The organism is Methylobacterium aquaticum (assembly GCF_016804325.1).
In the GTDB taxonomy this organism is placed as follows: domain Bacteria; phylum Pseudomonadota; class Alphaproteobacteria; order Rhizobiales; family Beijerinckiaceae; genus Methylobacterium; species Methylobacterium aquaticum_C.
Genome location: NZ_CP043627.1, coordinates 4,561,049 through 4,587,479 on the forward strand (window position 1 = coordinate 4,561,049; position 26,431 = coordinate 4,587,479).

Annotated in this window: 23 protein-coding genes and 2 pseudogenes; 10 read left to right on the forward strand and 15 right to left on the reverse strand. The window is 72.2% G+C overall.

All coding sequences use genetic code 11. The features are described 5' to 3' along the window. Nucleotides 1-72: 72 nt before the first annotated feature. Together F1D61_RS20790 and F1D61_RS20795 are read right to left on the reverse strand one after the other, a co-directional pair. On the reverse strand, nt 73-1,005 hold the full coding sequence (locus F1D61_RS20790) for an ABC transporter ATP-binding protein (protein ID WP_203153758.1): 933 nt from the start codon (nt 1,003-1,005) through the stop codon (nt 73-75). 34 nt (nt 1,006-1,039) lie between these two features. Then, nucleotides 1,040-1,354, reverse strand: a complete 315-nt coding sequence (locus F1D61_RS20795; RefSeq protein ID WP_203159384.1) for a hypothetical protein — start codon at nt 1,352-1,354, stop codon at nt 1,040-1,042. 224 nt (nt 1,355-1,578) lie between these two features. Here F1D61_RS20795 and F1D61_RS20800 point away from each other — a divergent pair, with 224 nt between their 5' ends. Together F1D61_RS20800 and F1D61_RS20805 are read left to right on the forward strand one after the other, a co-directional pair. After that, complete coding sequence (locus tag F1D61_RS20800) at nt 1,579-1,926, forward strand: DUF2293 domain-containing protein (RefSeq protein ID WP_203153760.1); 348 nt, start codon at nt 1,579-1,581, stop codon at nt 1,924-1,926. A 44-nt stretch (nt 1,927-1,970) separates the two neighbouring features. Continuing rightward, nucleotides 1,971-4,157, forward strand: coding sequence for a primosomal protein N' (locus F1D61_RS20805; RefSeq protein WP_203153763.1), 2,187 nt, complete (start codon nt 1,971-1,973; stop codon nt 4,155-4,157). 367 nt (nt 4,158-4,524) lie between these two features. On the opposite strand, the gene soxZ is transcribed toward F1D61_RS20805, so the two are convergent. The 7 genes and pseudogenes from soxZ to F1D61_RS20840 all read right to left on the reverse strand — a co-directional run bounded on the left by soxZ (nt 4,525) and on the right by F1D61_RS20840 (nt 9,907). Next, on the reverse strand, nt 4,525-4,845 hold the full coding sequence (gene soxZ / locus F1D61_RS20810; RefSeq protein ID WP_203153764.1) for a thiosulfate oxidation carrier complex protein SoxZ: 321 nt from the start codon (nt 4,843-4,845) through the stop codon (nt 4,525-4,527). A 2-nt stretch (nt 4,846-4,847) separates the two neighbouring features. Continuing rightward, nucleotides 4,848-5,315, reverse strand: coding sequence for a SoxY-related AACIE arm protein (locus F1D61_RS20815; protein ID WP_203153767.1), 468 nt, complete (start codon nt 5,313-5,315; stop codon nt 4,848-4,850). Next, nucleotides 5,312-5,725, reverse strand: coding sequence for a sulfur oxidation c-type cytochrome SoxX (gene soxX / locus F1D61_RS20820; protein ID WP_203153769.1), 414 nt, complete (start codon nt 5,723-5,725; stop codon nt 5,312-5,314). The genes F1D61_RS20815 and soxX overlap by 4 nt, the downstream gene beginning before the upstream one ends. A gap of 11 nt (nt 5,726-5,736) precedes the next feature. Next, the gene (locus F1D61_RS20825; RefSeq protein WP_203153771.1) at nt 5,737-6,990 is read right to left on the reverse strand and encodes an NAD(P)/FAD-dependent oxidoreductase; all 1,254 of its coding nucleotides are present in this window, start codon (nt 6,988-6,990) and stop codon (nt 5,737-5,739) included. A gap of 25 nt (nt 6,991-7,015) precedes the next feature. Further along, nucleotides 7,016-7,249: pseudogene (locus F1D61_RS20830) on the reverse strand (c-type cytochrome); the annotation flags it as partial. Continuing rightward, nucleotides 7,246-9,428, reverse strand: a pseudogene (locus F1D61_RS20835) (molybdopterin cofactor-binding domain-containing protein). The pseudogenes F1D61_RS20830 and F1D61_RS20835, both read right to left, overlap by 4 nt. A gap of 11 nt (nt 9,429-9,439) precedes the next feature. Next, nucleotides 9,440-9,907 (reverse strand): (2Fe-2S)-binding protein, encoded by a 468-nt coding sequence (locus F1D61_RS20840; RefSeq protein ID WP_203153773.1) that lies wholly within the window; start codon nt 9,905-9,907, stop codon nt 9,440-9,442. A gap of 353 nt (nt 9,908-10,260) precedes the next feature. On the opposite strand from F1D61_RS20840, the gene F1D61_RS20845 reads away from it, so the two are divergent. Continuing rightward, the gene (locus F1D61_RS20845; RefSeq protein ID WP_203153775.1) at nt 10,261-10,767 is read left to right on the forward strand and encodes a L,D-transpeptidase; all 507 of its coding nucleotides are present in this window, start codon (nt 10,261-10,263) and stop codon (nt 10,765-10,767) included. A 328-nt stretch (nt 10,768-11,095) separates the two neighbouring features. On the opposite strand, the gene F1D61_RS20850 is transcribed toward F1D61_RS20845, so the two are convergent. From F1D61_RS20850 to F1D61_RS20860, 3 genes are all read right to left on the reverse strand, one after another. After that, entirely contained in the window at nt 11,096-11,413 is a 318-nt protein-coding gene (locus F1D61_RS20850) for a cupin domain-containing protein (protein ID WP_203153777.1), read from the reverse strand. 69 nt (nt 11,414-11,482) lie between these two features. Further along, on the reverse strand, nt 11,483-11,857 hold the full coding sequence (locus tag F1D61_RS20855) for a PH domain-containing protein (RefSeq protein ID WP_203153779.1): 375 nt from the start codon (nt 11,855-11,857) through the stop codon (nt 11,483-11,485). Nucleotides 11,858-11,867: 10 nt separating this feature from the next. After that, nucleotides 11,868-12,065, reverse strand: coding sequence for a DUF1674 domain-containing protein (locus tag F1D61_RS20860; protein ID WP_203153781.1), 198 nt, complete (start codon nt 12,063-12,065; stop codon nt 11,868-11,870). A gap of 186 nt (nt 12,066-12,251) precedes the next feature. Here F1D61_RS20860 and F1D61_RS20865 point away from each other — a divergent pair, with 186 nt between their 5' ends. From F1D61_RS20865 to F1D61_RS20885, 5 genes are all read left to right on the forward strand, one after another. Then, nucleotides 12,252-13,601, forward strand: coding sequence for an RsmB/NOP family class I SAM-dependent RNA methyltransferase (locus F1D61_RS20865; protein WP_203153783.1), 1,350 nt, complete (start codon nt 12,252-12,254; stop codon nt 13,599-13,601). Between the two features lie 101 nt (nt 13,602-13,702). Next, nucleotides 13,703-15,415 carry a heparinase II/III family protein gene (locus F1D61_RS20870; RefSeq protein ID WP_203153785.1) on the forward strand — a complete coding sequence of 571 codons (1,713 nt, stop codon included), beginning with the start codon at nt 13,703-13,705 and terminating at the stop codon, nt 15,413-15,415. Between the two features lie 151 nt (nt 15,416-15,566). After that, nucleotides 15,567-16,727: a GGDEF domain-containing protein gene (locus F1D61_RS20875; RefSeq protein WP_203153787.1), complete on the forward strand. Its 1,161-nt coding sequence runs from the start codon at nt 15,567-15,569 to the stop codon at nt 16,725-16,727. Between the two features lie 108 nt (nt 16,728-16,835). Beyond that, a complete protein-coding gene (locus F1D61_RS20880; protein WP_203159185.1) occupies nt 16,836-17,864 on the forward strand; it encodes an aldo/keto reductase in 1,029 nt (342 codons plus the stop codon). Between the two features lie 157 nt (nt 17,865-18,021). Then, the gene (locus F1D61_RS20885; RefSeq protein ID WP_203153789.1) at nt 18,022-20,331 is read left to right on the forward strand and encodes an MHYT domain-containing protein; all 2,310 of its coding nucleotides are present in this window, start codon (nt 18,022-18,024) and stop codon (nt 20,329-20,331) included. Nucleotides 20,332-20,463: 132 nt separating this feature from the next. Here the strand turns inward: F1D61_RS20885 and rnhA are convergent, their stop codons facing one another. Further along, the gene (rnhA, locus tag F1D61_RS20890) at nt 20,464-21,180 is read right to left on the reverse strand and encodes a ribonuclease HI (RefSeq protein ID WP_203153797.1); all 717 of its coding nucleotides are present in this window, start codon (nt 21,178-21,180) and stop codon (nt 20,464-20,466) included. A gap of 255 nt (nt 21,181-21,435) precedes the next feature. On the opposite strand from rnhA, the gene F1D61_RS20895 reads away from it, so the two are divergent. After that, nucleotides 21,436-22,836 carry a nucleobase:cation symporter-2 family protein gene (locus tag F1D61_RS20895; protein ID WP_203153799.1) on the forward strand — a complete coding sequence of 467 codons (1,401 nt, stop codon included), beginning with the start codon at nt 21,436-21,438 and terminating at the stop codon, nt 22,834-22,836. Nucleotides 22,837-22,860: 24 nt separating this feature from the next. After that, entirely contained in the window at nt 22,861-23,697 is an 837-nt protein-coding gene (pucL, locus tag F1D61_RS20900; protein WP_203153801.1) for a factor-independent urate hydroxylase, read from the forward strand. 504 nt (nt 23,698-24,201) lie between these two features. On the opposite strand, the gene F1D61_RS20905 is transcribed toward pucL, so the two are convergent. Together F1D61_RS20905 and F1D61_RS20910 are read right to left on the reverse strand one after the other, a co-directional pair. Next, complete coding sequence (locus tag F1D61_RS20905) at nt 24,202-25,338, reverse strand: YbdK family carboxylate-amine ligase (RefSeq protein ID WP_203153803.1); 1,137 nt, start codon at nt 25,336-25,338, stop codon at nt 24,202-24,204. 166 nt (nt 25,339-25,504) lie between these two features. After that, the gene (locus tag F1D61_RS20910) at nt 25,505-26,281 is read right to left on the reverse strand and encodes a 16S rRNA (uracil(1498)-N(3))-methyltransferase (RefSeq protein WP_203153805.1); all 777 of its coding nucleotides are present in this window, start codon (nt 26,279-26,281) and stop codon (nt 25,505-25,507) included. Nucleotides 26,282-26,431 lie beyond the last annotated feature (150 nt).

Genomic DNA, 26,431 nt, shown 5'->3' on the forward strand with positions numbered 1-26,431 from the left:
TTCTATGCCAAGCCAGAGGCTTGACGAAAATTCGAGAACGGAACCAAAGGTCGTTTCCAACGACCGTTGGTATTATCCCGAAGGATCGGCTTCCGCGGCGGCGCGCAGGCCCGACAGCGTCACCGAGCCCTCGCCGAGCCCGACCCGCTCCCGCCCGCTTCCCAGCATCAGGGCCAGCGCGTCCTTGAGCGACGCATCCCCAGGCAGGCGCGGTGCGTCGCCGGCGGCCTCGCGCTCGGCATGGTCGCGGGCGGGCAGCAGGGCGAGGCGGCGCAGCAGCCGGTCGCCGCCGACGAACTCCGCCGCGAAGGCATCGGCCGGGGCGGCGAGCAGGGTCGCGGGGGCTGCGACCTGGACGAGGCGCCCCTCGCGCATCAGCGCGACCGTGTCGCCCATCCGCACCGCCTCGTCGATGTCGTGGGTGACCATCAGCACGGTCTTCTTCAGCGTCCTCAGAATTCCCCGGACCTCGTCCTGGAGGCGCGTGCGGGCCACCGGGTCGACGGCGCCGAACGGCTCGTCCATCAGCAGCACCGGCGGGTCGGCGGCGAGCGCCCGGGCGACGCCGACGCGCTGGCGCTGACCGCCCGAGAGCGCGTCCGGCCGCCGGTCGCGGACCTCGCCGGGGTCGAGGCCGACGAGGTCGAGCATCGCGTCGACCCGTTCCCGGATCCGCGCCCGGTCCCAGCCGAGGAGACCCGGCACGGTCGCGACGTTCTGGGCGACCGTGCGATGCGGAAACAGCCCGACGCCCTGGAGCACGTAGCCGATGCGGCGGCGCAAGGCGATCGGATCGAGCCCGGCGACGTCGCGCCCCTCGAGCGACACCCGGCCCGTGCTCGGCGCGACCAGGCGGTTCACCATCTGCAGGGCCGTCGACTTGCCGCAGCCCGATGGGCCGATCAGCGCGCAGGTCGTGCCGGCCTCGACCGTCAGGTCGAAGGCGTCGAGCGCGGGTCTGGCTTGGCCCGGATAGGTCTTGCCCACGCCCTCGAAGCGGATCATCGCCGCGCCTCCCGCATCGGATGCCCGGCCGGGCTCAGCAGCCGTGGCAGATCGACCCGAGGGTGCGCTTCATCCGCACGTCCCAGGCCTTGTCGCGGGCCGCGGTCGCGGCCTGGGCCTTGCGGAGGGCCTCCCCCGTATCGGGCTTGGCGGCGACCGGCTTGGCTGCCCCTGGCGCGGCGGCGTCGATCCGGCGCGGCTGGCGCCGTCCGGCGACGGGCGCCGCCTCCGGCGCGGTGGCGGGCGCGGCGCCGAGCGGGGCGGGAGTCTCGGTCTGAGCCCCGGCGGTGCCGGCGGCCAAGGCCAGGAGAGGCGCGGCGAGAAGGGTGCTGGCGAGGAGGAGGCGCATGGCGGGGTCCCGGGCGCCGCCCGCTCGGGTCGCGGGACGGCGGAAAAGGAGCAGTCTCTCGTCCTTATGCATTGTTTCGCCGACGGGGACACCGGCGCCGATCGGCGCATCCGGGGCGGTGGCTGGCGCGCCTCGGCCTCGTCTCCTGTTCGCGCCGTCCAGCCCGGGGGTGACAGGATCGCCCTGCTCCGGCAGGGTCGTCCTCCCGCCCGCGAAGGACGCCGATGACCCGACGCCCCGATCCCGCGCTCCCCACCCGCCGCGAGGCGGTGGAGGCGGCGCTCGCCCGCCTCGCCCCGAGGGCGCCGGATTTCGAGGCGGAGGCGATCGTCGACCGGGCGCTGGCGAGCACGGGCCTGCGCGGCGCCGCACCCGAGACCGCCGCCTGGCTCGGCATGGTGTCGTATGCCCGCCACGTCTTCACCGAGTACGATTCCCTCCTGGAGGAGGGCTACGACCAGGACAGTGCCCGCCACTTCGTCCTCGACGACCTCAACGCGGTTCTCGCCGAGTGGGGCGTGCGGCGGCGGATCGGCGAGGACGAGGAGGAGTCCAGCGGCGAGACGGCGTGACCGTTCCTATATGAGCGGATGATGCCGCCCGACAGCACAGCCCGATGACCGCCCCGATCGCCGACGTCCTGATCCCGCTCGCCCTCGACCAGGCCTACAGCTACGCCGTGCCGCCCGAACTGACGTTGGCGGAAGGCGACGTGGTGCAGGTGCCGCTCGGGCCCCGCGAGATCGTCGGCGTGGTCTGGAGTCTTCGCGACGGCGCCGGCTCGAACCTGCGGCGGGTCACCGGCCGGCTCGGCGTCGAGCCCCTGAGCCCGGCTTTGCGCCGCCTCGTCGAGTGGATCGCCCGCTACACCCTGGCGCCGAAGGGCTCGGCCCTCGCCATGGCGCTCCGCCTGCCGGAGGAGAGCCGCACCGAGACCGCCAAGGTCGGCGTGCGGGCGACCGGGATGCCGCCGAGCCGGATGACCCCGGCGCGGGGCAAGGTGGTGGCGGTGGCGGCCGACAAGGCGGTGCGGGGCAAGCGGGCGCTCGCCCTCGAGGCCGGGGTCAGCGCCGGCGTGATCGACGGGCTGATCGACGACGGCGTGCTCGAGACCGTGGCGCTGGCGCCCGAGCGGGTCGCCGAGCCGCCCGATCCCGAGCATCCGCACGATCCCCTCTCCGAACCCCAGGCCGAGGCGGCCCGCGCGCTCATCGCCACCCTGACCGCGCCGCCTGCCGATGGGGCTGCGGCGGGGGAGGGCGGCGTGACGCTCCTCGAAGGCGTGACCGGCTCAGGAAAAACCGAGGTCTATTTCGAGGTGGTGGCGGAGGCGCTGCGCCGGGGCGTGCAATCCCTCGTGCTGATGCCCGAGATCGCGCTCACGGCGCAGTTCCTCGACCGCTTTGCCCAGCGCTTCGGGGTCAGGCCCGCCGCCTGGCATTCCGGAATCGGCGGGCGCCGTCGCGAGAAGATCCGCGCCGGCGTGGCGTCGGGCGAGGTGCAGGTGGTGGTGGGCGCCCGCTCGGCCCTGTTCCTGCCGTTCCGCCAGCTCGGCCTGATCGTGGTCGATGAGGAGCACGAAGGCGCCTACAAGCAGGATGACGGCGTCTGCTACCACGCCCGCGACATGGCGGTGGTGCGCGGCAAGCTTGAGAACGCCGCCGTGGTCCTGGCCTCGGCGACGCCCGCGATCGAGACCCGGGTCAATGCCGAGCGCGGCCGCTACCGCCGGGTGGTGATGCCGGAGCGCTTCGGCGGACGGCGCCTCCCCGAGATCCGCGCCATCGACATGCGATCCGAGAAGGTGCCGCGCGGGCGCTACCTGTCGCCGAGCCTCGTCTCGGCCATCGCCGAGACCAACGCGCGGGGCGAGCAGGCGCTGCTCTTCCTCAACCGCCGCGGCTATGCCCCTCTCACCCTGTGCCGGGCCTGCGGCCACCGCTACCAATGCCCGAACTGCTCGACCTGGCTCGTCGAGCACCGCTTCCGCCGGGCGCTGGTCTGCCACCATTGCGGGCACGCCGAGCGGCGCCCGGAGGCCTGCACCGAATGCGGCACCTTCGACAACCTGACCGCCTGCGGTCCGGGCGTCGAGCGCATCGCCGAGGAGGTCTCGGCCACCTTCCCGGACAAGCGGGTGATCGTGCTGTCGAGCGACTTTCCCGGCGGCGCCGAGCGGCTGCGGGCCGAACTCCAGACCGTGGCCGAGGGCGGCTGCGACATCGTGGTGGGCACCCAACTCGTCGCCAAGGGCCACAACTTCCCGCACCTGACCCTCGTCGGCGTGCTCGATGCCGATATCGGGCTGACCTCCGGCGATCCCCGCGCCGCCGAGCGCACCTTCCAGCTGCTCCAGCAGGTCACGGGCCGGGCCGGGCGCGGCGAGAAGCCGGGCCGGGCGCTGGTCCAGAGCTACCAGCCCGAGCATCCGGTGCTCTCGGCGCTCATCTCGGGCGATGCCGAGCGCTTCTATGCCGAGGAGACGGCGGCGCGCGAGGTCGCCGGCCTGCCACCCTTCGGGCGCCTGGCGGCTCTGGTCATCTCCTGCACCGACCGGGAGGCGGCGGAGGCCCATGGCCGGGCGCTGGCCCGCGTCGCCGAGCCGCCGCCCGGCGTGATGGTGCTCGGCCCGGCGGAAGCGCCGCTCGCCCTGGTGCGCGGCCGCTACCGCTTCCGCCTCCTGGTCAAGACCGAACGCGAGATCGACCTTCAGAGCTATCTGCGCGATTGGCTCGCCCGGGGGCCGAAGGTGCGGGGGAATCTGAGGGTCGGGATCGATGTCGACCCGCAGAGCTTTCTGTAGGTGGGCGCCTCATGATGCCAATCGAAGTCTTCAAAGCATGATCAAAAATTTTGTATTATTGTCTAATATATACCATGTTTATTTTGACAAAAAATCACAAGGAACCATGGAATATCCTATCCTTCCACCTCATCCTGAGGTGTCGGTCCATCGGAGATGGACTGACCTCGAAGGAGGATTCCAGAAGCCTCTGCGATCCCTGGAGCCCTCCTTCGAGGTCAGCCGATTTTCAATCGGCTGACACCTCAGGATGAGGTCAGAGGATGGAATGATCCTGCCTCACGCTAATCGTTTTTATAAATTATTGCTCAAACAGGCTCTTGGGATCGTCGACATCCAATGAAGACCCGCAAGCCCCCGACATCCCTCACGTCACCGTAAGCCCCACCTCCTCGACCTGCGAGAACCCGTTATCCCCCGTCCAGGCGAAGCGCAGGGTGCCGGTCTTCGTCGCCACGGTGGTGAAGGTGAGGTACGGGTTGGCGGCGCTCGCCGACGACAACTCGGCGCGAAACACCTCCTCGCCGTCATACGTGCAGACGAACTCCGTGATGATGTTGCGCGGGATCAGGCGGCCGTCGGGGCCGGGGCGGTAGCCGGTCTCCATCGGGTGCGAGATCAGGGTCTTGATCTCGATCACCGCGCCGGCCTTGGCGGTCTTGGGCAGGTTGATGAGGGCGCGGGCCATCGTCACGATCCTTCCACGCAGGCCGCGAGCGTCACGATCGCGTCGGCGGTCGCGGACCAGAAGGTGCCGTCCCGCATCTCGGCGATGGCGGTGATGGTCTGGGAATCGGCGAGGCGGATCCGGGTGTTGACCGCGGCGCGGCCGGCCCGGGGGCCGAGATGCAGGGTCACCACGTGGGGCTGCGGGTTCTTGTCGTTGAACACCGCGATGCGGCGGACGAAATCCGCCGCGCTCATCGGGCTCTCGACGGTGATGGACAGCGGCACGGTGTTGCCGTTCTCGACCAGCGGCGGCATGTCGAGGTGGATCCGGCCGCCCTGGACCGGAGCGCCGCCGGTGAAGCGGCGGATCGCCTCCACGGTCGCCTCGCGGGTCGGGCGGAGGATCGCCGCCCGCCCCGGCCGCACCAGCGCGATCGTGAGCAGGCCGGCGCCCCCGGCGAGGATCGTGCGGCGGTGGAAAGCCGTCATGGCGTCCTCGAGGCCCCCTTCAGCGTGACGAGATAGGCGATCACGTCCTCGATCTCGCCCGCCTCCAGAACCGGCCGGTCGCGCCAGGCGCCGGCGACCCGGATGCCCCCGGTCCGGTAATAGGAGGGCATCAGGGTCGCGGGGTTCAAGACGCGTCCATCGACGAGGCGCAGCCGCAACTGCCCCTCGGAGAGCCGCGCGCCCACCTCCGAGAGGTCGGGCCCGAGATCGCCGGCCGGGCCTGCGCCGCCGAGGCCGGTATGGCAGAGCGGGCACAGGCCCTTGCGGGTGTCGGTGGCGATGGACCGTCCCCGGGCCGCATCGCCGGTCCGGCCGTCGAGGGGCAACGGGATTGCGTCGCCGACGATCGCGACTGGCGCGAGCGCGGTCTGGGTGAGGGCGACGAGCATGGCCGCCCGCCTCACCCGAACACCGCCTGGGTGATGGTGCGATACCAGTCCTCGGCATAGGCCGCCTCCTGCCGGCGGACAGATTCGGGCGCATCGACCGGGCTGGTGCCGCCGGCGCCCTCGACATCGGCGAGCACGCCCTTGTCCGGGTGGTACACCCCGGCGACCGAGATGCCGTAGCCCGGCGCGACCAGGCTGTAGCAGGTGTTGACGAGCTTCGGCGGCTCGGGCACCCGCCCGGCCAGGAGGTCGATCACGGCCTCGGCGCAGACCTTGGCTTGCGCGTTGGCCGCGAAGGCGGATTTCGGCATCGCGCCCGCGATGGCCGCGTCGCCGATCACGTGGATGTCCGGCACCAGGCGCGATTCGAAGGTGACCGGATCGATCGGGCACCAGCCCGACCGGTCGGCGACGCCGGCCGCAGCGGCGATCGGTGCCGCCCGCTGGGGCGGGATGATGCAGGCGACGTCGGCCTGGTAGGTCTCGAAGTCGGTGGCGACGGTCATCGTCTTGGCATCGACCGACGTGACCTGGCCGCCGGAGGCGAGCGGCACGTAATCCAGGATGCCCGGATAGAGCGCCGCCCAGGCCTGCTGAAACAGCTTCTGCTTGGAAAAGGTATCCTTGGCGTCGAGCACGATCAGCTTGGCGCGGGGCTTGCGGGTCTTGAGGAAGTGGGCGATCAGGCTCGCCCGCTCGTAGGGGCCGGGCGGGCAGCGATAGGGATTGGCCGGCACCGACAGCACCACCGTCCCGCCCTCCGGCATCGCGGCGAGCTGGCGGGTCAGCAGCTCGGTCTGCGCCCCGGCTTTCCAGGCATGGGGCATCCTCTCGGCGGCGGCCGCGTCGTAGCCCGGCAGGGCGTCGAAGCGGAGCGCGATCCCGGGCGAGAGGATCAGCCGGTCGTAATCGAGGGTGGACCCGTCGGCGAGGCGCACCTGCCGCGCGGCGCCGTCGATCGCTTCGGCGCTGCTCCTCACCACCGTGACGCCGCTCGCCCGCAGGCCGTCATAGCCGAAGGCCTGCGCCGAGAGCGGGCGCAGGCCCGCGATCACCTCGTTGCTGAACGGGCAGGCGAAGTACGTCTCCGCCGGCTCGACCAGGGTGAGGCTGAGGCCCGCCCGGTGCAGGACCCGCGCGGCGGTGGCGCCGCCGAAGCCGCCGCCGACCACGACGACGCGCCCGCGCGCGGCTTGCGCCAAAGCGGGGCGAGAGAGGCTGGCGGCGAGCCCCGCCAGGACCGCCCGCCGATCGAGTCCCGTCATGGGCCGCCCCCGCGATCCAGGCGGCGATCGCCCGGCTCTCCTCGTCCGAGAACCCCTTGGCGATGCGGTTCATCACCGTGGCCGGCCGTGATCCCGACCGGAAGGCGGCGAGCGAGGCCGCGATGTCCGCGGCCGAGCGGCCGGCGAGGCTCGGCACCGCGCCCCCCGGCGCCCCGTGGCAGCCGGAGCAGGACGAGGCGCCCGGCGGCGAGGCCGCCGCCGGGCCCGCGAGGAGGAGCAGCAGCAGAGCGGACCTCACGCGCGCTTCAGGTCCGTGCGGCTCGCCGGGATCTGGCGCACCCGCTTGCCCGTGGCGGCGAAGACCGCGTTGAGGACGGCGGGCGCCGCCACGGCGATCGTCGGCTCGCCGACGCCGCCGATGAAGCCGCCCGACGGCATCAGGATCGCCTCGACCTTCGGCATCTCGTCGAGGCGCAGGACCGGGTAGGTGTCGAAGTTGGTCTGCTCGATCCGTCCGTCCTTCACCGTGCATTCGCCGTAGAGGGCCGCCGACAGCCCGTAGACGAAGGAGCCGGCGACCTGCGCCTCGATCTGCTGCGGGTTGATCGCGATGCCCGGATCGGTGGCGGCGACGATGCGGTGGACCTTGATCCGGCCGTCCTCGCCGACCGACACCTCTGCGGCGGCCGCCACGTAGCTGCCGAACCCCATGATCTGGGCGAGACCCCGATGCATGCCGGACGGGGGCTTCGAGTCCCAGCCGATCCGCTCGGCCACCGCGTTCAGCACGGCGAGGTGCTTGGGGTGCTTCTCCATCAGCTTGCGCCGGAAGGCGAGGGGATCCTGGCCCGCCGCATGCGCCACCTCGTCGAGGAAGCATTCGAGGTAGATCGCGTTCGGGTTGGTGTTCACCCCGCGCCAGAAGCCCGGGATGATCGGCGGGTTGCGCATCGCATGGTCGATGAGGAGGTTCGGGATCGTGTAGCCGATCGCCGCTTCCGCCCCGCCGGGATTGAGGCCCTGGAACACCACCGGATCCTTGCCGTCCGCCCCCAGCCGTCCCGGGAGGATGCCGGCCAGGATCGACTGGCCGGAGATCCGCATGTGCAGGCCGGTCAGGTTGCCGGATTCGTCCAGCGCCGCCCGCATCCGGCACTGCGTGACCGGATGGTAGCGGCCATGGGTCATGTCCTCCTCGCGGGTCCAGATCAGCTTGACCGGGGTGCCGGGGAGTTCCTTCGCGATCAGCACCGCCTGGCGCACCCAGTCGTGGGTGGCGCCGCGCCGGCCGAAGCCGCCGCCGAGATGGATCTTGTGCACGTCGCATTGCCGCGGCGACAGCCCGGCGGCCTCGGCCGTCGCGGCGAGCGCCGCCTCGCCGTTCTGGGTCGGCGTCCAGACCTCGCAGCGTTCCGGCGTCCAGCGCGCCGTGGCGTTCATCGGCTCCATCGTGGCATGGTTCTGGAACGGATAGGCGTAGGTCGCCTCGACCACCTTGGCGGCGCCCTTGAGCGCGCCTGCGGCGTCGCCCGCCTTGTTGCCGATGAAGGCCTCGGGCGCGTCCAGGCCCTCCTTCAGCATCGCGGCGATGGTCTCGCTCGACACGCTCGCGTTCGGCCCCTCGTCCCAGACGATCGTGAGCGCGTCCACGGCCGTCTTGGCGCGCCAGAACGTGTCGGCCACCACCGCCACGGCGCTGTCGCCGACCCGCACCACCTTGCGCACGCCGGGCATCTTTTCGACGGCCGCGGCATCGACGCTCTTCACCGTGCCGCCGACCACCGGGCAATCGCGGATCGCGGCATTGAGCAGGCCGGGGAGCTTCAGGTCGATGCCGTAGACCTGCGAGCCGTCGGTCTTCTCCACCGTGTCGAGGCGCTTCACCGGCTGGCCGGCGATGATCCAGTCCTTCGGATCCTTCAGCACCACGTCCTTCGGCACCTCCATCCGGCCGGCAGCAGCGGCGACCTTGCCGAAGGTGGTGGAGCGGCCGGACGCCGGATGGCTGATCGTGCCCCGCTCGACCCGGCACTCGCCGGGCGGCACGTTCCACTCTGCCGCTGCCGCCGCGACCAGCATCGTGCGGGCGGCGGCCCGCCCTGGCGCACCGCGACGTAGGATTCGCGGATGCCGCGGCTGCCGCCGGTGGAGAAATCGCCCCAGGCACGGCCCCGGGCGAGGTTCTGGCCCGGGGTCGGATACTCGGTCGTGACCCTGTTCCAGTCGCAGCCCAGTTCCTCGGCGACGAGCTGGGCGAGGCCGGTGAGCGTGCCCTGGCCCATCTCGGAGCGGGCGATGCGGATCACCACGGTCTCGTCCGGGCGCACCACCACCCAGGCATTGACCTCGGGCGCGGTCGCGCCGGGGGCGGCCTGCGCGACAGGCAGATCGAAGCCCAGCGCCAGGCCGCCCGCCGCGGCGGCGGAGCCGGCGAGGAAGAAACGGCGCGACAGGATGGGGGAGACGGTGTCGGTCATGGCGTGTCCCCTCAACCGCGGCCGGTCTCGCCGCCCTCGGCGGCGAGGGTGATGCCGGCGAGCACCCGGTTGTAGGTGCCGCAGCGGCAGATGTTGGTGATCTCCTGGCGGATCTCGGCCTCGCTGGGCTTGGGCTTCTGCGCCAGCAGGGCGGCGGCGGCCATGATCATGCCGGATTGGCAGAAGCCGCATTGCGGCACGTCGAGCGCCGCCCAGGCCTTCTGCACCGGGTGGGAACGGTCGGGGCTCAGGCCCTCGATCGTGACGATCCTCTGGTTCGGCTCGATGCTCGACACCGGCATCGAGCAGGAGCGCACCGCCTGCCCGTCGATATGGACCGTGCAGGCGCCGCACTGGGCGATGCCGCAGCCGTACTTGGTGCCGGTGAGGCCGACCTGCTCGCGGATCACCCAGAGCAGCGGCGTGTCGGGCTCGGCCTCGACCTCGCGCACGGAGCCGTTCACGTTCAGGCGTATCATGGGCGCTTCCGTTCGGGTTGGGCCGGCGCTCGGGCGGCGCCGTGGGGGAGGAGCGGCCGCGTGGGGTGCCGCCGGTGGGCCGTTGGTTCGCACCTTTTAGCGCTGACAGCTTCGCGGCGGCCGGCTGCGTCTGTCAATTGACGGATGCGCGAGCGACGAGCGGGCAACCGTCGATGGCGTGTCCCGGCGCGGTGGGTCGGCGACGCGATACGGGGCCGCCGGTAACCACTCCTTGACGCTCCCGGGCATCCCCCCGCTCTTCATCCCCCGGCAAGCATCTTTGCCAACCGGAACGACAGGTTTCCCGGCGGATTATCGCTCTGCTCAAAAGGTCACGCTCGAGGACCGCAGGGATGCACAAGCAGAGTGGATGGACCGCGGCGGCGATCGTCGCGGCAACGATGGCGGCCGGTCCGGCCGCGGCGCGGGAACTGGTCGCCTTCGACGCGGCGGCGGAAGCCGGCACGGTGGTGGTGCGCACCGCCGAGCGGCGGCTGTACTTCGTCAACGGCGACGGGACGGCGATCCGCTATCCGGTGGCGGTCGGCAAGGCCGGCAAGCAATGGACCGGCTATGCCCGCATCGACGGCAAATATCTCCGGCCGGCCTGGTCGCCGCCGGACGAGGTGAAGCGGGACAATCCGCGCCTGCCGGAGGTGATCGCCGGCGGCTCGCCGAGCAACCCGATGGGCGTGGCGGCGCTCACCCTCGACCGGGGCGAATACGCGATCCACGGCACCAACCGGCCGGGCTCGATCGGCACCTTCGCGTCCTATGGCTGCATCCGGATGTACAACCAGGACGTGGCCGATCTCTACGGCCGCGTCCAGGTCGGGACGACGGTGGTGGTGACGCGGTGATACGTCAGGGTGTTTGATGGGGAGCGACGACTGCCGGAGCGTGACCCTCCCCCCCTCTGCGGGGGAGGGTGCCCGGCGGAGCCGGGCGGGAGAGGGGAACCACGCTTCCGGATAAGGCGGAAACGTACTGAAGGGCGCCAAGCCCCGAAGCGTCGTGCTGCCCCTCTCCCGGCCTGGCACGAGTGCTGCGCACTCGCCGCAGGCCACCCTCCCCCGCAGAGGGGGGAGGGTTCACGCACGGCTTTCGTCACGCCCGCACTCGCACTCGCGCAGCCTCCCGTGTCGCGGACCGCGCGTGCCCCCCCTCCTCAGCCCTCGCGCGCATGCCTCACGCGGGCGGCGACGTCGCCTCGACGGCGGTGAAGGTCTCGAGGATGCGGTAGGTGTGCTCGGCGCCCGCCGGCACCAGCCAGGAATCGCCCGGCTCCAGCCGCACGGTCTGGCCCTCGACCACCAATTCGGCCCGGCCGGCGATCACGTAGCCGACGGTCTCGTAGTCGCGGGCGGCGCTCGGCTTGTCGTCGGTCGGCGGCTCGTCGACCCACAGCCGCATCGCGACCTGCTTGCCGGAGGCGAGGTAGCGCTGGCCGTCCGGCCCCTGCGGCGATTGCCCGCCGGACACCTTCTTGATCGTCGTGTCACCCATGGTCATCGCTCCTGTCGCGGGTTTCGCGACCCCAACGGAAGCGGAAGGGCGGGCGTTCCAGACGTCAGGTCACCGCAAGGTCGCGGCGATCGCCCGCTGGATGCCGCGGATGTCGGCCCCGCGCTTCAAGGTGCGGCTGATCGGGTCGGGCCGGCCCGAGACCCAGATCGTCAGCTCCGAATCCATGTCGAAGCTGCCGGCATTCTCGATCGAGAACGAGGTGATCGCCCGGTAGGGCACCGTGAGATACGAGACCTTGCGGCCGGTCACGCCCTGCTTGTCGACCAGGATCATCCGCCGGTCGGTGAAGACCATCAGGTCGCGGATCACCCGGAACGCCACCTGCACGGTCTCGCCGGGCACCAGCATCCCGTCGAGTTCCTGCGCCACCGCCTCCGGCGCTATGTCGCTGCCATGGCCGAGCAGCCCGTCGAGCAAGCCCATCGGTCTCTCCTCAGAAGTCGGTCGCCAGGCCCTTCACTTCCCAATCGTCGTAGCGCACCGGCTCCAGGCCGCCGCGCCCGTTGATCTCGCGCTCGCGGCGGATCTCGTCCGCCCGGGCGTCGATCTCGGCCCGCCGCGCCTCGGCCTCGGCCAGCGCCCGCTGCGCCGCCGGCGACAGGGTCTTGGACGGAGTCTCGCTCTCGCTCATCGATCGGGTCTCGCTCGGTCTCTGCGTCGCGGCGCTTGCATCTCGGGCGGCCGGATGCCACCCCGGGAGATCAGGCCGCCGGTTCCCTCCGAGGTGGAGGGCGCGGGCGGCAGCGTCAAGATCAGGCCCGCGGACGGGCGAGGCGCGCGCGGGCCGTTCCAGGCCCGGGGGCGTGGTGGAGTGAGGATGGACGGACAACACAACGCCGGTGCGGGCCCCGAGGCCGCCGGCCTGCCGGCGCGGCGCCTCGCCTGGGGGATCGTGGCGGACCTGCTCGGCAAGAACCGCGGCACGGCGCTCGAGGACGCGATGGAGCCGGTCGTCCACCGGGCCGCGCTGCCGCCGCAGGATGCGGGCCTCGCCCGCGCCATCGCCTCCACGACGTTCCGGCATCTCGGGGTGATCTTCAACGCCCTCGACCAGAGCCTGGCGAAGGGCCTGCCGGAGGACCAGCCGGGCCTCGTGGCGCTGCTCGCCACCGGGGCGGCGCAGATCCTCTACCTCAACGTCCAGGACCACGCCGCCGTCGACCTGGCGGTGCGCCTCGCCAAGGCCGAGCCGGGGATGCAGCATCTCGGCGGCCTCACCAACGCCGTCCTGCGCCGGATCGCCCGCGAGCGCGACGCGATCCGCCAGGAGGGCGATGCCGAGCCCCTGCGCCTCAACACGCCGGGCTGGCTCGCGCAGCGCTGGATCAAGGCCTATGGCGAGGAGACCGCCCGGGCCATCGCGGCGGCCCATGCGCGGGGGGCGGGGCTCGACCTCACCTTACGCCCGGGCGCCGCGCTGCCCGACGGCCTCGACGGGCGGCGCCTGCCGAGCGGCCTGAGCCTGCGCCTCGACGATGCCCGCACGCCGGTGCCGGAGCTGCCCGGCTTCCAGGACGGCGCCTGGTGGGTGCAGGACGCCGCCGCGGCCCTGCCGGCCCATCTCCTCGGGGTGCAGGCCGGCGAGCGGGTCGCCGATCTCTGCGCGGCGCCCGGCGGCAAGACCGCCCAGCTCGCGGCAAGCGGCGCCACGGTGCTGGCCGTCGACCGCTCGGCCCCGCGCCTGCGCCGGCTGGAAGCGAACCTCGCCCGTCTCGGCCTCTCGGCCGAGGTCAAGGCCATGGACGCGCTGGCGCTGCCGGAGGACCGGCCCTTCGACGCGGTGCTGCTCGATGCGCCGTGCAGCGCCACCGGCACGGTGCGGCGCCACCCGGACGTCGCCTGGGCCAAGCGCGAGAGCGACCTGCCCCGCCTCACCGCGCTCCAGGCCCGGCTCCTCGACAAGGCGGCGCGGCTCACCCGCCCGGGCGGGCGCCTCGTCTACTGCACCTGCTCGCTCGAGCCGGCGGAGGGCGAGGTGCAGGCCGAGACCTTCCTCAAGCGCCAGCCGGACTTCGTCCGCCGCCCGATCACGCCCGAGGAGGTCGGCGATCCCGCCCTCGTCACGCCGTCGGGGGACCTGCGCACCCTGCCGTCGCACTGGCCGGACGAAGGCCGCGGCGGGCTCGACGGCTTCTTCGCCGTGCGGCTGGAGCGGCGCGGCGCGTGAGGAACCTGTTCACGGGGCGATCCGGCGGTTTGACCCCGTGACGATCCTTGACCATTCCTTGAGCGTGGCCGCACGGCGCCGGTCCACGGGCAGGAGGTGGCGTGGGTTGGGGGCCTGACCGCTGGCGATTCTACCGGCTCGTCGGGCACGAGGCGGGGCGCGTCCTGCGGGCCGCCGCCGTTCGCGCGACCTCGCGCCCCTCGGCGCTCGCCCGCCTGCGCCCGACCGGCCTCGTCATCGCGCCGCAGGACCTGCGCACCAGCGACCCGACCATCGCGGCCGACATCTATGCCGGCCTGTTCGTGTTCGCCGGCCGGGCGCTCGCCACCGGCGGGCGCTCGCCCTTCGACTTCGCGCCGCCGTCGAGCCAATGGGGCGAGGCGCTCTACGGCTTCGGCTGGCTGCGCCACCTGCGCGCCGCCGAGAGCGCGCTGTCGCGGTCCAACGCCCGCGCCTTCGTGCAGGATGTCATGGCCGGCCGCGGCGATCCGGTCCTGGCCCAGCGGCCCTCCGTGGTCGCCAGGCGGCTGATCTCGCTCCTGTCCCAGTCGCCCCTGGTGCTGGAGGGGGCCGACCACGCCTTCTACCAGGCCTTCCTGAAGCTGATCGGGCGTTCCACCCGCAGTCTCGACCGGGCTTTGCGCCGCGGCGTGATGCCCCGCGACCGGCTCGTCTGCGCGGTGGCGCTCGCCTATGCGGGCCTGTGCTGCGAGGGGTTCGAGCCCGTCCTGCGCCGGGGCACGCGGCTGCTGCACCGCGAGCTGACCCGCCAGATCCTGCCCGATGGCGGCCATCGCAGCCGCGACCCGGGCTTTGCCAAGGACCTCCTCCTCGACCTCCTGCCGCTGCGCCAGAGCTTCCTCAGCCGCGACATCGCCCCGCCGGACTCGCTGCTCAATGCCATCGACCGGATGCTGCCGCTCCTGCGCCTCCTGCGCCACGGCGACGCCTCCCTCGGCCACCACAACGGCATGGGGGCGACTGCCGCCGACCAGCTCGCGACCCTGCTGGTCTATGACGGCGCACTGGCCAAGCCCCTGATGCACGCGCCGCATTCGGGCTATGCCCGCCTCGAGGGCGGGGGCGGCACCCTGGTGGTGGCCGATATCGGTGCCGCTCCGCCGCCGGCCTATTCGGCGCTGGCCGGCGCCGGCTGCCTGTCCTTCGAATTGTCTTGCGGGCCGCAGCGGCTGGTGGTGAATTGCGGCATGCCGGCCACCGGCGAGGAGATGCGGGAGCTCGCCCGCACCACCGCGGCCCATTCCACCGCGTGCCTCGCCGATACCTCCTCCTGCCGCTTCCTCTCCCTGTCGCAGCCGGGCCTGATCCACCCGCTCGCCGCCTGGCTCAAGCGCCGGATGGGGCCGATCGTCGTGCGCGGGCCGGCCGAGGTCGCGGTCGAGCGCGGCACCGACGCGGCCGGGGCCGCCGTGCTCGCCGCCCGGCACGACGGCTACGCCCCGACGCTCGGCCTCCTGCACGAGCGGCGCTGGCGCCTGCACCCGGACGGCGCCCTGCTGGAGGGCCATGACGGCTTCGTGCGCGAGGCGGGCGGGCGGGGCGGCCCGGTGGAGACCGCGATCCGCTTCCATCTCCACCCGTCGGTACGGGCGAGCCGGGTCGCTGGCGGCGTGCGGCTCGCCGGGGCCGGCGCGCCCTGGCTGTTCGAGGCCGACGAGGTCGACCCGGTGATCGAGGAGAGCGTGTTCTTCGCCGCCTTCAACGGCGCCCGCCGCACCGAGCAGATCGTGCTCCACCTCACCGCCGCCGACGGCACCCGGGTGGCGTGGCGGTTCCGCCGCCTTCCGGCGTGAGCCGGCCCGCCTCCTTAATCCCGTCCGACCCCAGAAAAATTTCCTCGGCTCTCACCCATTCGAGGGTTTCCCGACCGCGCTTTGACACTTTTCGAGAAGTGGGCGTGCTACAACCGGGTGCCGAGTCGGCCCGGGCCGGAAACCCACGCACATGAAGCTGGACGCGCCGACCCTGGTGACCGTGACCGTCTTCGTGATGGTCGTGATGGGCGCGCTGTACCTCCTGTCCTGGAGCCAGGCGCGGCAGACGCGGGCGCTCGGCTTCCTCGGCGCGGCCCAGGTGGTGGGCGCCGCCGCGATCACCCTGTTCGGCCTGCGCGACGTCATCCCGGACTGGCTGTCGATCGGGCTCGCCAACGCGGTGATGCTCGTCGCCTTCGGGCTGATGTGGTGCGGCGCCCGCTCGTTCGAGGGCCGGCGCATCCCGTTCGCCTGGCTCGCCGCCGGCCCGCTCCTCTGGCTCGCCGCCTGCCTGGTGCCGCCGTTCTACGCCTCCCTCGGCGCCCGGGTGATCCTGTCCTCGGCGGTGGCCGGCCTGTACTGCACGCTCGCCGCCCGCACCCTCTGGCACCATGGCGGCGACCGGCTGCCGTCGCGGACCCCAGCGGCGATCCTCCTCGCCAGCGAGGGGCTGCTGATCTGGGCGCGGATCCCCGCCACCCTGGTCCTGCCGGTCCCGCCGACCGGCACCCCGGTCCAGACCGGCTGGGTCGCGGCCCTGTGCTTCGTCGCCCTGCTCTACACGGTGGCGGTCTCGGTGCTGTTCATGGCGCTCGCCAAGGAGCGCCTGGAGGCCGAGCAGCGCCGCGTCGCCGGGACCGACCCGCTCACCGGCATCGCCAACCGCCGGGCGCTCGCGGCCGAGGCCCGCGTCGTGCTCGGCCATGGGCCCGCCGCCCTGCTGCTGTTCGATCTCGATCACTTCAAGCGGGTCAACGACACCTTCGGCCACGCGGTCGGTGACGCGGTGCTGGTCGGCTTCTGCGCCGCCGCCCGACGCGTCCTGCCCGCCGGAACCGCGTTCGGGCGCCTCGGCGGCGAGGAATTCGCCTGCCTCCTGCCGGGCGCCGACGCGGCCGGGGCGGCCTCCATCGCCGAGTCCGTCCGCCTCGCCGTGGCGGCGATGCGCCCCGACCGGGCGCCCGGTCTCGTCGTCACGGTCAGCGTCGGCGTCGCCCGGAGTTCCGGCACCGACGGCACGGGCGATTTCGAGGCCCTGCTCGGCCTCGCCGACCGGGCGCTCTACCAGGCCAAGGCGCAGGGGCGCGACCGGGTGGTGCTCGCCGGGCCGGGGTTGCGGCAGGTGGCGTGAAGCCGGATCCCGCACCCGTCCGGCTTGTCGTCGCTTTCCCGGCTCCTAAGACACCCCCCATCCCACGCCGCCGGGCGCACCGCCCGGCGCCAGATGAGGGCACGCGCCATGGAATACCGGCAGTTCGGCCGCTCCGGCCTCAAGGTCCCGGCCTTGAGCCTCGGCACCGGCACCTTCGGGGGTAACAACGAGTTCTTCCAGCGCTGGGGCCGGACCGACGTCGCCGAGGCGGGCCGGATGGTCGACCTGTGCCTGGACGCGGGCGTCACCTTCTTCGACACCGCCGACATCTACTCGCAGGGCGCCTCCGAGGAGATCCTCGGCCAGGCGCTCAAGGGCAAGCGCCACCGGGCGCTGATCTCGACGAAGGCGACCTTCCCGATGGGCGAGGGACCGAACGACATGGGGTCCTCGCGCTACCACCTGGTGCGCGCCTGCGAGGCCAGCCTGAAGCGCCTCGGCACCGACCATATCGACGTCTACTTCATGCACGGCTTCGACGCGCTCACCCCCGTCGACGAGACCCTGCGGGCGCTGGACGACCTCGTCCGGGCCGGCAAGATCGGCTATATCGGCGCCTCGAACTTCTCCGGCTGGCAGTTGATGAAGGCGCTCGGGACCTCCGAGCGCTACGGGCTGGCGCGCTACGTCGCCTACCAGGGCTATTACTCGCTCGTCGGCCGCCACTACGAGTGGGAGCTGATGCCGCTCGGCCTCGACCAGGGCGTCGCCCTGATGGTGTGGAGCCCGCTCGGCTGGGGCCGCCTCACCGGCAAGATCCGCCGCGGCTCGAACGACAGCGGGCGCATCGCGGCGGGGGGCGCCGAAGGGGGGCCGCCGGTCGCCGACGAGGCCCTGTTCCGGGTCGTCGACGTGCTCGACGAACTCGCCGCCGAGACCGGGCGCAGCGTGGCGCAGGTGGCGCTCAACTGGCTGCTCAGCCGCCCGACGGTGGCCAACATCGTGGTCGGCGCCCGCAACGAGGAGCAGCTGAAGCAGAATCTCGGCGCCGTCGGCTGGACCCTCGATCCGGCGCAGATCGCCCGCCTCGACGCGGCGAGCCGGGAAACCCCGATCTATCCCTACTGGCACCAGAAGGGCTTCGACGAGCGCAACCCGAAACCGACCATCTGGTAGTCCTGCGGGCGCGGGCCGGTCGAATGTGATGGCACAACTCCCACTTCGTGCATCGCACTGGCGGGTGGGCTGGAGTATCAAATGAGGCCCCCCGCCCGGCCGAGCCGGGGCCGGACGGGCCTGCCGCGAGGTCCGCTCCTGCGAATCAAGGTGCCCGATGGCGCATCAAGGCGTCCACGATCCCGTCCTCGTCGTCCTGTCGATCGCCATCGCCATGCTGGCATCCTTCGTGGCACTGGATCTCGCCGGCCGGATGAAGGCCGCGACCGGCTGGGCCCGGTGGGCCTGGCTGACGGTCGCCGCGCTGGTGCTCGGCGGCGGCGTCTGGTCGATGCATTTCGTGGCCATGCTGGCCTTCCGCCTGCCGGGGCTGGAGATCACCTACGATCTCGGCCAGACGCTGCTCTCCCTGGCGCTGCCGGTCGCCGTCACGGCGTTCGGGCTCGCCATCGCCCAGAAGGCCGGCGGCGGACGGGGAGCGGTGGTCGCGGCCGGCGTCGTGACCGGGCTCGGCATCGCCACGATGCATTATACCGGCATGGCGGCGATGCGCCTGGCCGCCACGCTCCATTACGATCCGGCCTGGGTCGCCGCCTCGGTGCTGATCGCCGTCGGGGCCGCCACGGTGGCGATCCGGCTGGCGCTGGCCGAGAGCGGGTTCTGGGTGCGGGCCGCGGCCTCCGGGGCGATGGGGCTTGCCATCGCGGGCATGCACTACGCCGCCATGCGCGGCCTGCACGCGTCGCATACGGGCGGGGCCGATCCCGCCGGGATCGGGGCGGGGGTCGACCAGGTCCGTCTCGCCGCCGGCGTCACCGCGGTGACCTTCCTGGTCCTCACCCTCGCGCTCGCCGCCGCCGCGATCGACCGCCGCGTCTCCCAGCGCGTCGCCCGCGAGGCCGAGGCGCTCCGCGCCAGCGAGGAGCGCTACCGCCTGCTCCTCCAGAGCGTGACCGACTACGCGATCTTCATGCTCGACCGCGACGGCGTGGTGGCGAACTGGAATGCCGGCGCCCGCCGGATCAAGGGCTACGCGGCCGAGGAGATCGTCGGCACCCATTTCTCGCGCTTCTACACCGAGGAGGACCGGGCGGCCGGCGAGCCGGCGCAGGCGCTCGCCATCGCGGCCGGAAGCGGCAAGTTCGAGGCCGAGGGCTGGCGGGTGCGCCGGGACGGCAGCCGGTTCTGGGCCAGCACCGTCATCGACCCGATCGTCGGCGAGGACGGCCGGCTCGTCGGCTTCGCCAAGGTGACCCGCGACATCACCGAGCGCAAGGCGGCGCAGGAGGCCCTGGTCCAGGCGCAAGGAGCGTTGGCCCAGGCCCAGAAGATGGAGGCGGTGGGCCAGCTCACCGGCGGCGTCGCCCACGACTTCAACAACCTGCTGATGGCGGTTCTGGGCAGCCTTGAGCTGCTGCGCAAGCGCCTGCCCGACGATCCCCGCCTGCTGCGCCTGCTCGACAACGCGGTCCAGGGCGCCGAGCGCGGCGCGGCGCTCACCCAGCGCATGCTCGCCTTCGCCCGGCGCCAGGAGCTCAAGCCCGAGGCGGTCGACCTCGCCCATCTCGTGCGCGACATGACCGACCTGCTCCAGCGCTCGATCGGCCCCGCGGTGCGGATCGAGACGCGCTTTCCCGCCGGGCTGCCGCCGGCCCTGGTCGATGCCCACCAGCTCGAGCTCGCGCTCCTCAACCTCGTGGTCAATGCCCGCGACGCGATGCCGGAGGGCGGCACCGTCACGATCGCGGCCCGGACGGGCGAAGCCGGGGCGGGCGGCCCCGAACTCTGCCTCTCGGTCGCCGATACCGGCACCGGCATGGACGAGGCGACCCTCGCCCGCGCCCAGGAGCCGTTCTTCACCACCAAGGGCGTCGGCCGCGGCACCGGGCTCGGCCTCTCGATGGTGCATGGCCTGGCGGCCCAGTCGCAGGGCCGCCTGTCGCTGCGCAGCCGGCCGGGCGCCGGGACCACCGCCGAGATCTGGCTGCCGGTGGCGGCGCCCGACTCCGCGATGCCCGTGCCGGTCGAGGCGCCCACCCGCCGCGCTCCCGCCCGCCCCGTGCCGGCGCAGGTCGTCCTCGTCGTCGACGACGATCCCCTGGTGCTCGAGAACACCGCGGCGATGCTGGAGGATCTCGGCCACCGGGTGATCGAGGCCCGGTCCGGCCGCGAGGCCCTGGACCTGATGCGCCGCGCCCGGACCCTCGACCTGGTGCTGACCGACCACGCCATGCCGGAGATGACCGGGCTCCAGCTCGCCGCCCGCCTCGCCGCCGAGCGGCCGGGCCTCAGGCTCATCCTCGCCACCGGCTACGCCGATCTCGGCCCCGACGAGGCCGCCGGCCTGCCGCGGCTCGCCAAGCCGTACGACCAGGCGACGCTCGCCCGGATGATCGAGGTGGTGGTGCGGGGGATTGAGGCCGGTCCCGACGACGACACGGTGGTGCCGTTCCCGAAGAGCGCGTGAGCGGGCGGTGCCGGCTTTCCCGCGACGATCCTGGGACCCTCCGGGTCGTCCCGGGGCCGCGCGGCGGAACCCGGGATCCATGGACGCCGAGGTTTCAGGGAGAAGCGAAACGCTGGCCGCTTCCCGGCGCCCTCACGCCGCCGGCAGCTTCCGGGCCTTGGCCTCGCGCAGGAGCGCCAGCCCCTCGGGGCCGAGATCGACGGCGAGGCGCAGCACCTCGTCGGCATAGGCCTGCGGGGTGGTGCCGGCCTGCTTGGCCGCGCGCGAGAGGCGCAGGCCCAGCGCCCCGTCCACCGGGATCGAGGTGCCGCGGGGCGCGGATTCCACGGGCGGTGCGGATGACGGTGAAGCGGAAGCCGGGGAGGCAGCCGGGGTCTTGGCCGGCGTCTTGGCCGGTGCGATGTCGGCCCGCGGCGGCAGCCCGAGGGCCTGGCGCCGCCCTTGCGCCGCCAGCCGGTCGGCGCGCTCGTTGCCGGCCTCGCCGGAATGGCCCTTGACCCAGACCCAGCGCACGTCGCGCCGCGCCGCCAGTTCGTCGAGGCGCTGCATCAGCTCGACGTTCTTCACCGGGCCGGTGGTGGTGCGCCAGCCCTTGAGCTTCCAGCCGCGGATCCACTCGGTGACCGACTTCACCACGTACTGGCTGTCGCAGCGCATCTCGATCGCCGCGCCTTCGGGGAAATGCTCCAGCGCCCGGATCGCCGCGGTCAGCTCCATGCGGTTGTTGGTGCTCTGCGGATCGCCCCCGCACAGCTCGACGGTGCCGTCCGTGGCCTGGATCACCACGCCCCAGCCGCCCGGGCCGGGATTGGGATCGCAGCCGCCGTCGGCATACACGATGGTTCGCATGGCTGCCTTTGCCTGAAGGTCTGAAAACGGAATGCGGCCGCGCTCCCTCGCGAGGGGCTGCCGGCCGCGCGGGCAGTGTCGGCCCGGAATGGTGAACAAATACCCAGGCGCGCACCCGCGCAACCCGGCTGGAGGCTGGCACGGCGCTTGCGGCCGCCCCGGGATGGGCGATGATGAGGCGCCGGGGCGACGTAGGGGACGTCGTGATCGGTCCGCCCGCATCATCCCCGGATGCCGCAGGAAGAGATGCGCCCCATGACAGTCGAGCCCGCCGACGCCGTCGAGGAAATGCTGCCGCCGGCCCGCCTCGTGCCGCTCGCGCTGCAGCACGTGCTGGTGATGTATGCCGGCGCCGTGGCGGTGCCGCTGATCGTCGGCCGGGCGCTCGGCTTGAAACCGGAAGAGGTCGCCTTCCTCATCAGTGCCGACCTGTTCGCCTGCGGCCTCGCGACCCTGATCCAGTCGGCGGGATTCTCGGGATTCGGCATCCGCCTGCCGGTGATGATGGGCGTGACCTTCGCGTCGGTCGGCCCGATCCTGTCGATGGGGGCCCTGCCGGAGATCGGGCTTCTCGGCATCTACGGCGCGGTGATCGCGTCGGGCGTGTTCGGCCTCCTGGTCGCGCCCCATGTCAGCCGCCTGCTGCCGCTGTTCCCGCCGGTCGTCACCGGCACGATCATCCTGGTCATCGGCATCTCGCTGATGCGGGTCGGCATCAACTGGGCCGGCGGCGGCCAGCCGACCCTGACGAGGATCATCGATGGGGTGCCCGCCACCGTGCCGAACCCGAACTACGCCCAAGCCGGCGGCCTCGGCATCGCCCTCCTGGTGCTGCTCGTGATCCTCGCCTTGATCCGCTGGGGCAGGGGCTTCGTCGCCAACGTCGCGGTGCTGCTCGGCATCGTCGCCGGCTCGGTCCTGGCGGCGTCCTTAGGGCTCATGCATCTCGACAAGGTCGCGGCGGCGCCCTGGTTCGCCCCGATCCTGCCGTTCCATTTCGGCTGGCCGCAATTCCACCTGGTGCCGATCGCCACGATGTGCGTGGTGATGATCGTGACGATGATCGAATCGACCGGGATGTTCCTGGCCTTGGGCGAGATCACCGGCCGGCCGGTCTCGCAAGACGACCTCGCCCGCGGCCTGCGGGCGGACGGGCTCGGCACGCTGCTGGGCGGCATCTTCAACACCTTCCCCTACACCTCGTTCTCGCAGAATGTCGGCCTCGTCGGGGTGACCGGGGTGCGCTCGCGCCACGTCACCGTGGCGGGCGGCGTCATCCTGCTGGCCCTCGGGCTGCTGCCGAAGATGGCGGCGCTGGTCGAGGCGGTGCCGCAGGTGGTGCTCGGCGGCGCCGGGCTGGTGATGTTCGGCATGGTCGCGGCCACCGGGGCGCGCATCCTCACGGGCGTCGATTTCCGGGGCCGGCCGAAGAACCAGTTCGTGGTGGCGGTCGCGGTCGGCTTCGGCATGATTCCGCTGGTGGCGCCGACCTTCTTCCGCAACCTGCCGCACGCGCTGCATCCGCTGCTCGAATCGGGCATCCTGCTCGCCTCGATCGCCGCGGTCCTGCTCAACGCCTTCTTCAACGGCGTACGCAGCACCGAGCAGGCCGGGCGGGACGCCGCCAGAGCCGCTTCCGCCGCCGAACACGTCTGATCCGGGATATTGCAAGAGGAACCCATGACCCTGCTGCACAAGACCTACGGCAAGGGCCGGGTGCGGGTGATGCGCGTCCACCGCGACGGCGACCGGCACGAGGTGCGCGAGCTGACCGTGAAGGCGATGCTGACCGGCGCCTTCGACCGCACCTTCACCGATGCCGACAACAGCGCCACCGTCTCGACCGACACGGTCAAGAACGTGGTCTACATCGTCGCCCGCGAGAATCCGGCCCTGCCGGCGGAGGCGTTCTGCCGCGCGGTGGCGAAAACCCTGCTCGACAGCTATCCCCAGATGGAGACGGCGACCGTCACCGGCCACGAGACCCGCTGGAACCGCCTCGCGGTCGACGGCGCCGCCCATCCCCACACCTTCACGCTGGACGGCAACGGCCAGCCCTTCGCCCGGGTGGAGCTGTCGCGCGAAGGTGCCGTGGTGGAATCCGGCCTGTCGGGCTTCACCTTCCTGAAGAGCACGGAATCGGGCTGGGCCAACTACGTCAAGGATCCCTACACCACGATTCCCGAGACCCACGACCGCATCGCCGCCACCAGCATGGAGGCGACCTGGCGCTGGACTTCGGAGCCGGCCGATTACGAGGCCGCCAACGCGCTGATTCTCGAGACGCTGCTGCGGGTCTTCTCCGGCAGCTACAGCCACAGCCTGCAGGACAGCCTCTACCGGATGGGCATGGCGGCGCTGGCGGCGGTGCCGGAGATCGAGACGATCACGCTCGCCTGCCCGAACAAGCATTACCTGCTGGCGAACCTTGCGCCCTTCGGCCTCGACAACCCGAATCAGGTCTTCATCGCCACCGACGAGCCGCACGGGCAGATCGAGTGTACGGTGGGGCGGTGAGGGTCGGCTGAGATCCTGCTTGGCTGGCTCTGCTGTCATCCCACTCGCAACCTCATCCTGAGGTGCCGAGCGATCGAAGATCGCTTGGCCTCGGAGGAGGGCTCCAGAAGCCTTGCGATCCCTGGAACCCTCCTTCGAGGTCAGTCCATCTCTGATGGACTAACACCTCAGGATGAGGTCGAGGATGGGACGGGCGCCGGACAACTGTCGCGAAGATCATCAGATGAAGCGTTCGCATGATCCAAGGCGACATCCAGCGTCGTCCAGTTGGACATCTCGATGTCATCCCGGGGCCGCGAAAGCGGGACCCGGGATCCATAAACGCTGACCTTTCAGGATGTAGCGGAACGCCGACCGCCTCGTCTGGCGGCGTCAGCGGTTATGGATCCCGGGTTCTCGACTTCGTCGAGCCCCAGGATGACGAGGAGGGTTTCAGTTCGGTCGGGCGCCTCAACAGGCTCTCATATGATTTCCGGTTGATCGCTTCGCGATGCGGAAACCGTATCAATGCCGCGTCGGGTTCGCCCCCACCGTCTCGGCCGTGAGCCAGTCCACCACCTCCGCCAGGGCCTCCCGCGGCGGCAGGCCTCGCCCTTGCGCCTCGGTGAACAGGGCGAGCTGGCGGTCGGCGCTGGTGCCGCGGGCGACGATCCAGCGGGCGAGGTCGAGCTCGGCCTCGCACCCCAAGGCCCGCGCATCCTCGGCGACGAGCGACAGGGTCTCGGCGAGCACCGTCGCCACCGGCCGCGCCGTCCGCGTCGCCTCGCAGACGAAGCTGCCGTGGATGCCGTAGCGCTGGGCCCGCCAGCAATTCTCCGCCGCGATCGCCTGCGAGGCCCCGGTGAGGTCGCGGTGAAGCGCCGGCGCGTGGGCGAGCCGGCGCACGAGGCAGCGGTAGAGCGCCGCGATGGCGAGCGCGTCGTCGAGGCGGGTGCAGCTGTCGGCGATGCGGAGATCGAGCCCGGGCCCCGTCGGGGACGGGCAGATCACCCACCAGACGTGGCGCGGGTCGTCGATGGCGCCGGCTCCCACCACCATGTCGAGGTAGCGGGCGTAATCGGCATCGTCCCGGAACAGCGGCGGCAAGCCGCTGCGGGGCAGCTCCCGCGATGCGGCGAGGCGGTAGCCGAGGAGCCCGGTGCGCTGCGCCTGCCAGAACGGCGACGAGGTCGAGAGCGCCAGCAGCAGCGCGAGGTAGGGCTGCATCCGGTTCATCAGGTCGATCCGCGACACGCCGTCGGGCACCCCGACCCCGACGCTGAGGCCGCAGACGATGGTGCGGCTGCCGACCATCTGGAGGTCGCGCAGCACCCGGCCGCGGGCGGCCTGGTCGCGCGGGCGCACCCGGCTCCACTGGGCCAGCGGATGGGTGCCCGACGCCATCAGGGCGAGGCCGCGGGCGGAGGCCAGCGCGCCGATCTCGCGGCGCAGGGCCGCGAGGGTCGCGCGCGCGTCGCCGAGATCGCTCGCCGGCTCGGTCGCCCAGACCAGCTGCGGCTCCATCAATTCGGTGCGCACCTGCGGGTGGGCGGAGCGGCAGGCGGCCAGGAAATCGCGGGTGCGGGCCCGGGCGGCGTCGCGCTTGCCCGCATCGTTGATGAACACTTCCTCCTCGAGGCAGACGTCGAAATCCGCTCGCATACGCAACACCTCCGGCAAAAGCGGGCCGCGACGCGCCGAGGGTCGCGCGCCGCGAATCGGCGTGCGCCCACGGGGCGGCTCGGTCAGTCAGCGCTTGAATTGCGGCGCGAGCCCGGATGGTCGCGGCCGCGGAACGGGGCGGATCGGGCCCCTTGTCAGGCCCTCGTCAGGCCTTCTGCCGCCCGTCGCCGAGCACGGCCTGGACCAGGGCGAGCACCGCCACGGCGGCGGTGTCGGCGCGCAGGATCCGCGGGCCGAGGGAGAGGCGGACGGTGTTGGGACGGTCTCCGATCAGGGTGCGCTCCTCCGGCGTGAACCCCCCCTCAGGCCCGATCACAACGGCCAGCGGAACCGGGGCGTTCCCGGACGAGGCTTGCCCGGAGGCCGCCTGCCGCAACGCCGCGACCGGATCGGCCACGGGCGCGTCCTCGTCGCAGAACACCAGCAGCCGTTCCGGCGCGAGCCCGGCCAGGGCTTGCCCGAGCGGCGCCGCGTCGCGGATCTCCGGCAGGCTCAGGATCCCGCATTGCTCGGCGGCCTCGATCGCGTTGGCCTGCAACTTGTCGAGCTTGATCCGGTCGCCCTGCGTGCGCCGCGTCACCACCGGCTGGATCAGGCTCGCGCCCATCTCCACCGCCTTCTGGGCGACGTAGTCGAGGCGGGCGGCCTTGAGCGGGGCGAAGAGGTAATGCAGGTCGCCCGGCGGCGTCTGCGGCCGGAGCCGCGTCCGCAGCACCAGGTCCGCCGCCTTGCGGCCGGTGGGCTCGATCTCGGCCCGCCACTCGCCGTCGCGGCCGTTGAACACCAGCACCGGCTCGCCAGCGTCGCGCCGCAGCACCGAGAGCAGGTAATTCGCCTGCGCCCGCTCCAGGGTATGCCGCGCCCCCTCGTGCATCGGGATGTCGAGGAAGAGCCGGGGTGCGTTGAAGTCGTAGGCCGCCATGGCCGCTCTGCTCGCCGAGTCGGGGGCGGGATGTCAATCGCCGGACCGGTCGCGCCGAGTCTGTTGCCGGCGTGCAACAAGGGGCGGCGACCATGGCCGGGACGCGTGCCGCCGGGCTCCGGCCGCATGAAGGCGCCACATTCCTGTGCA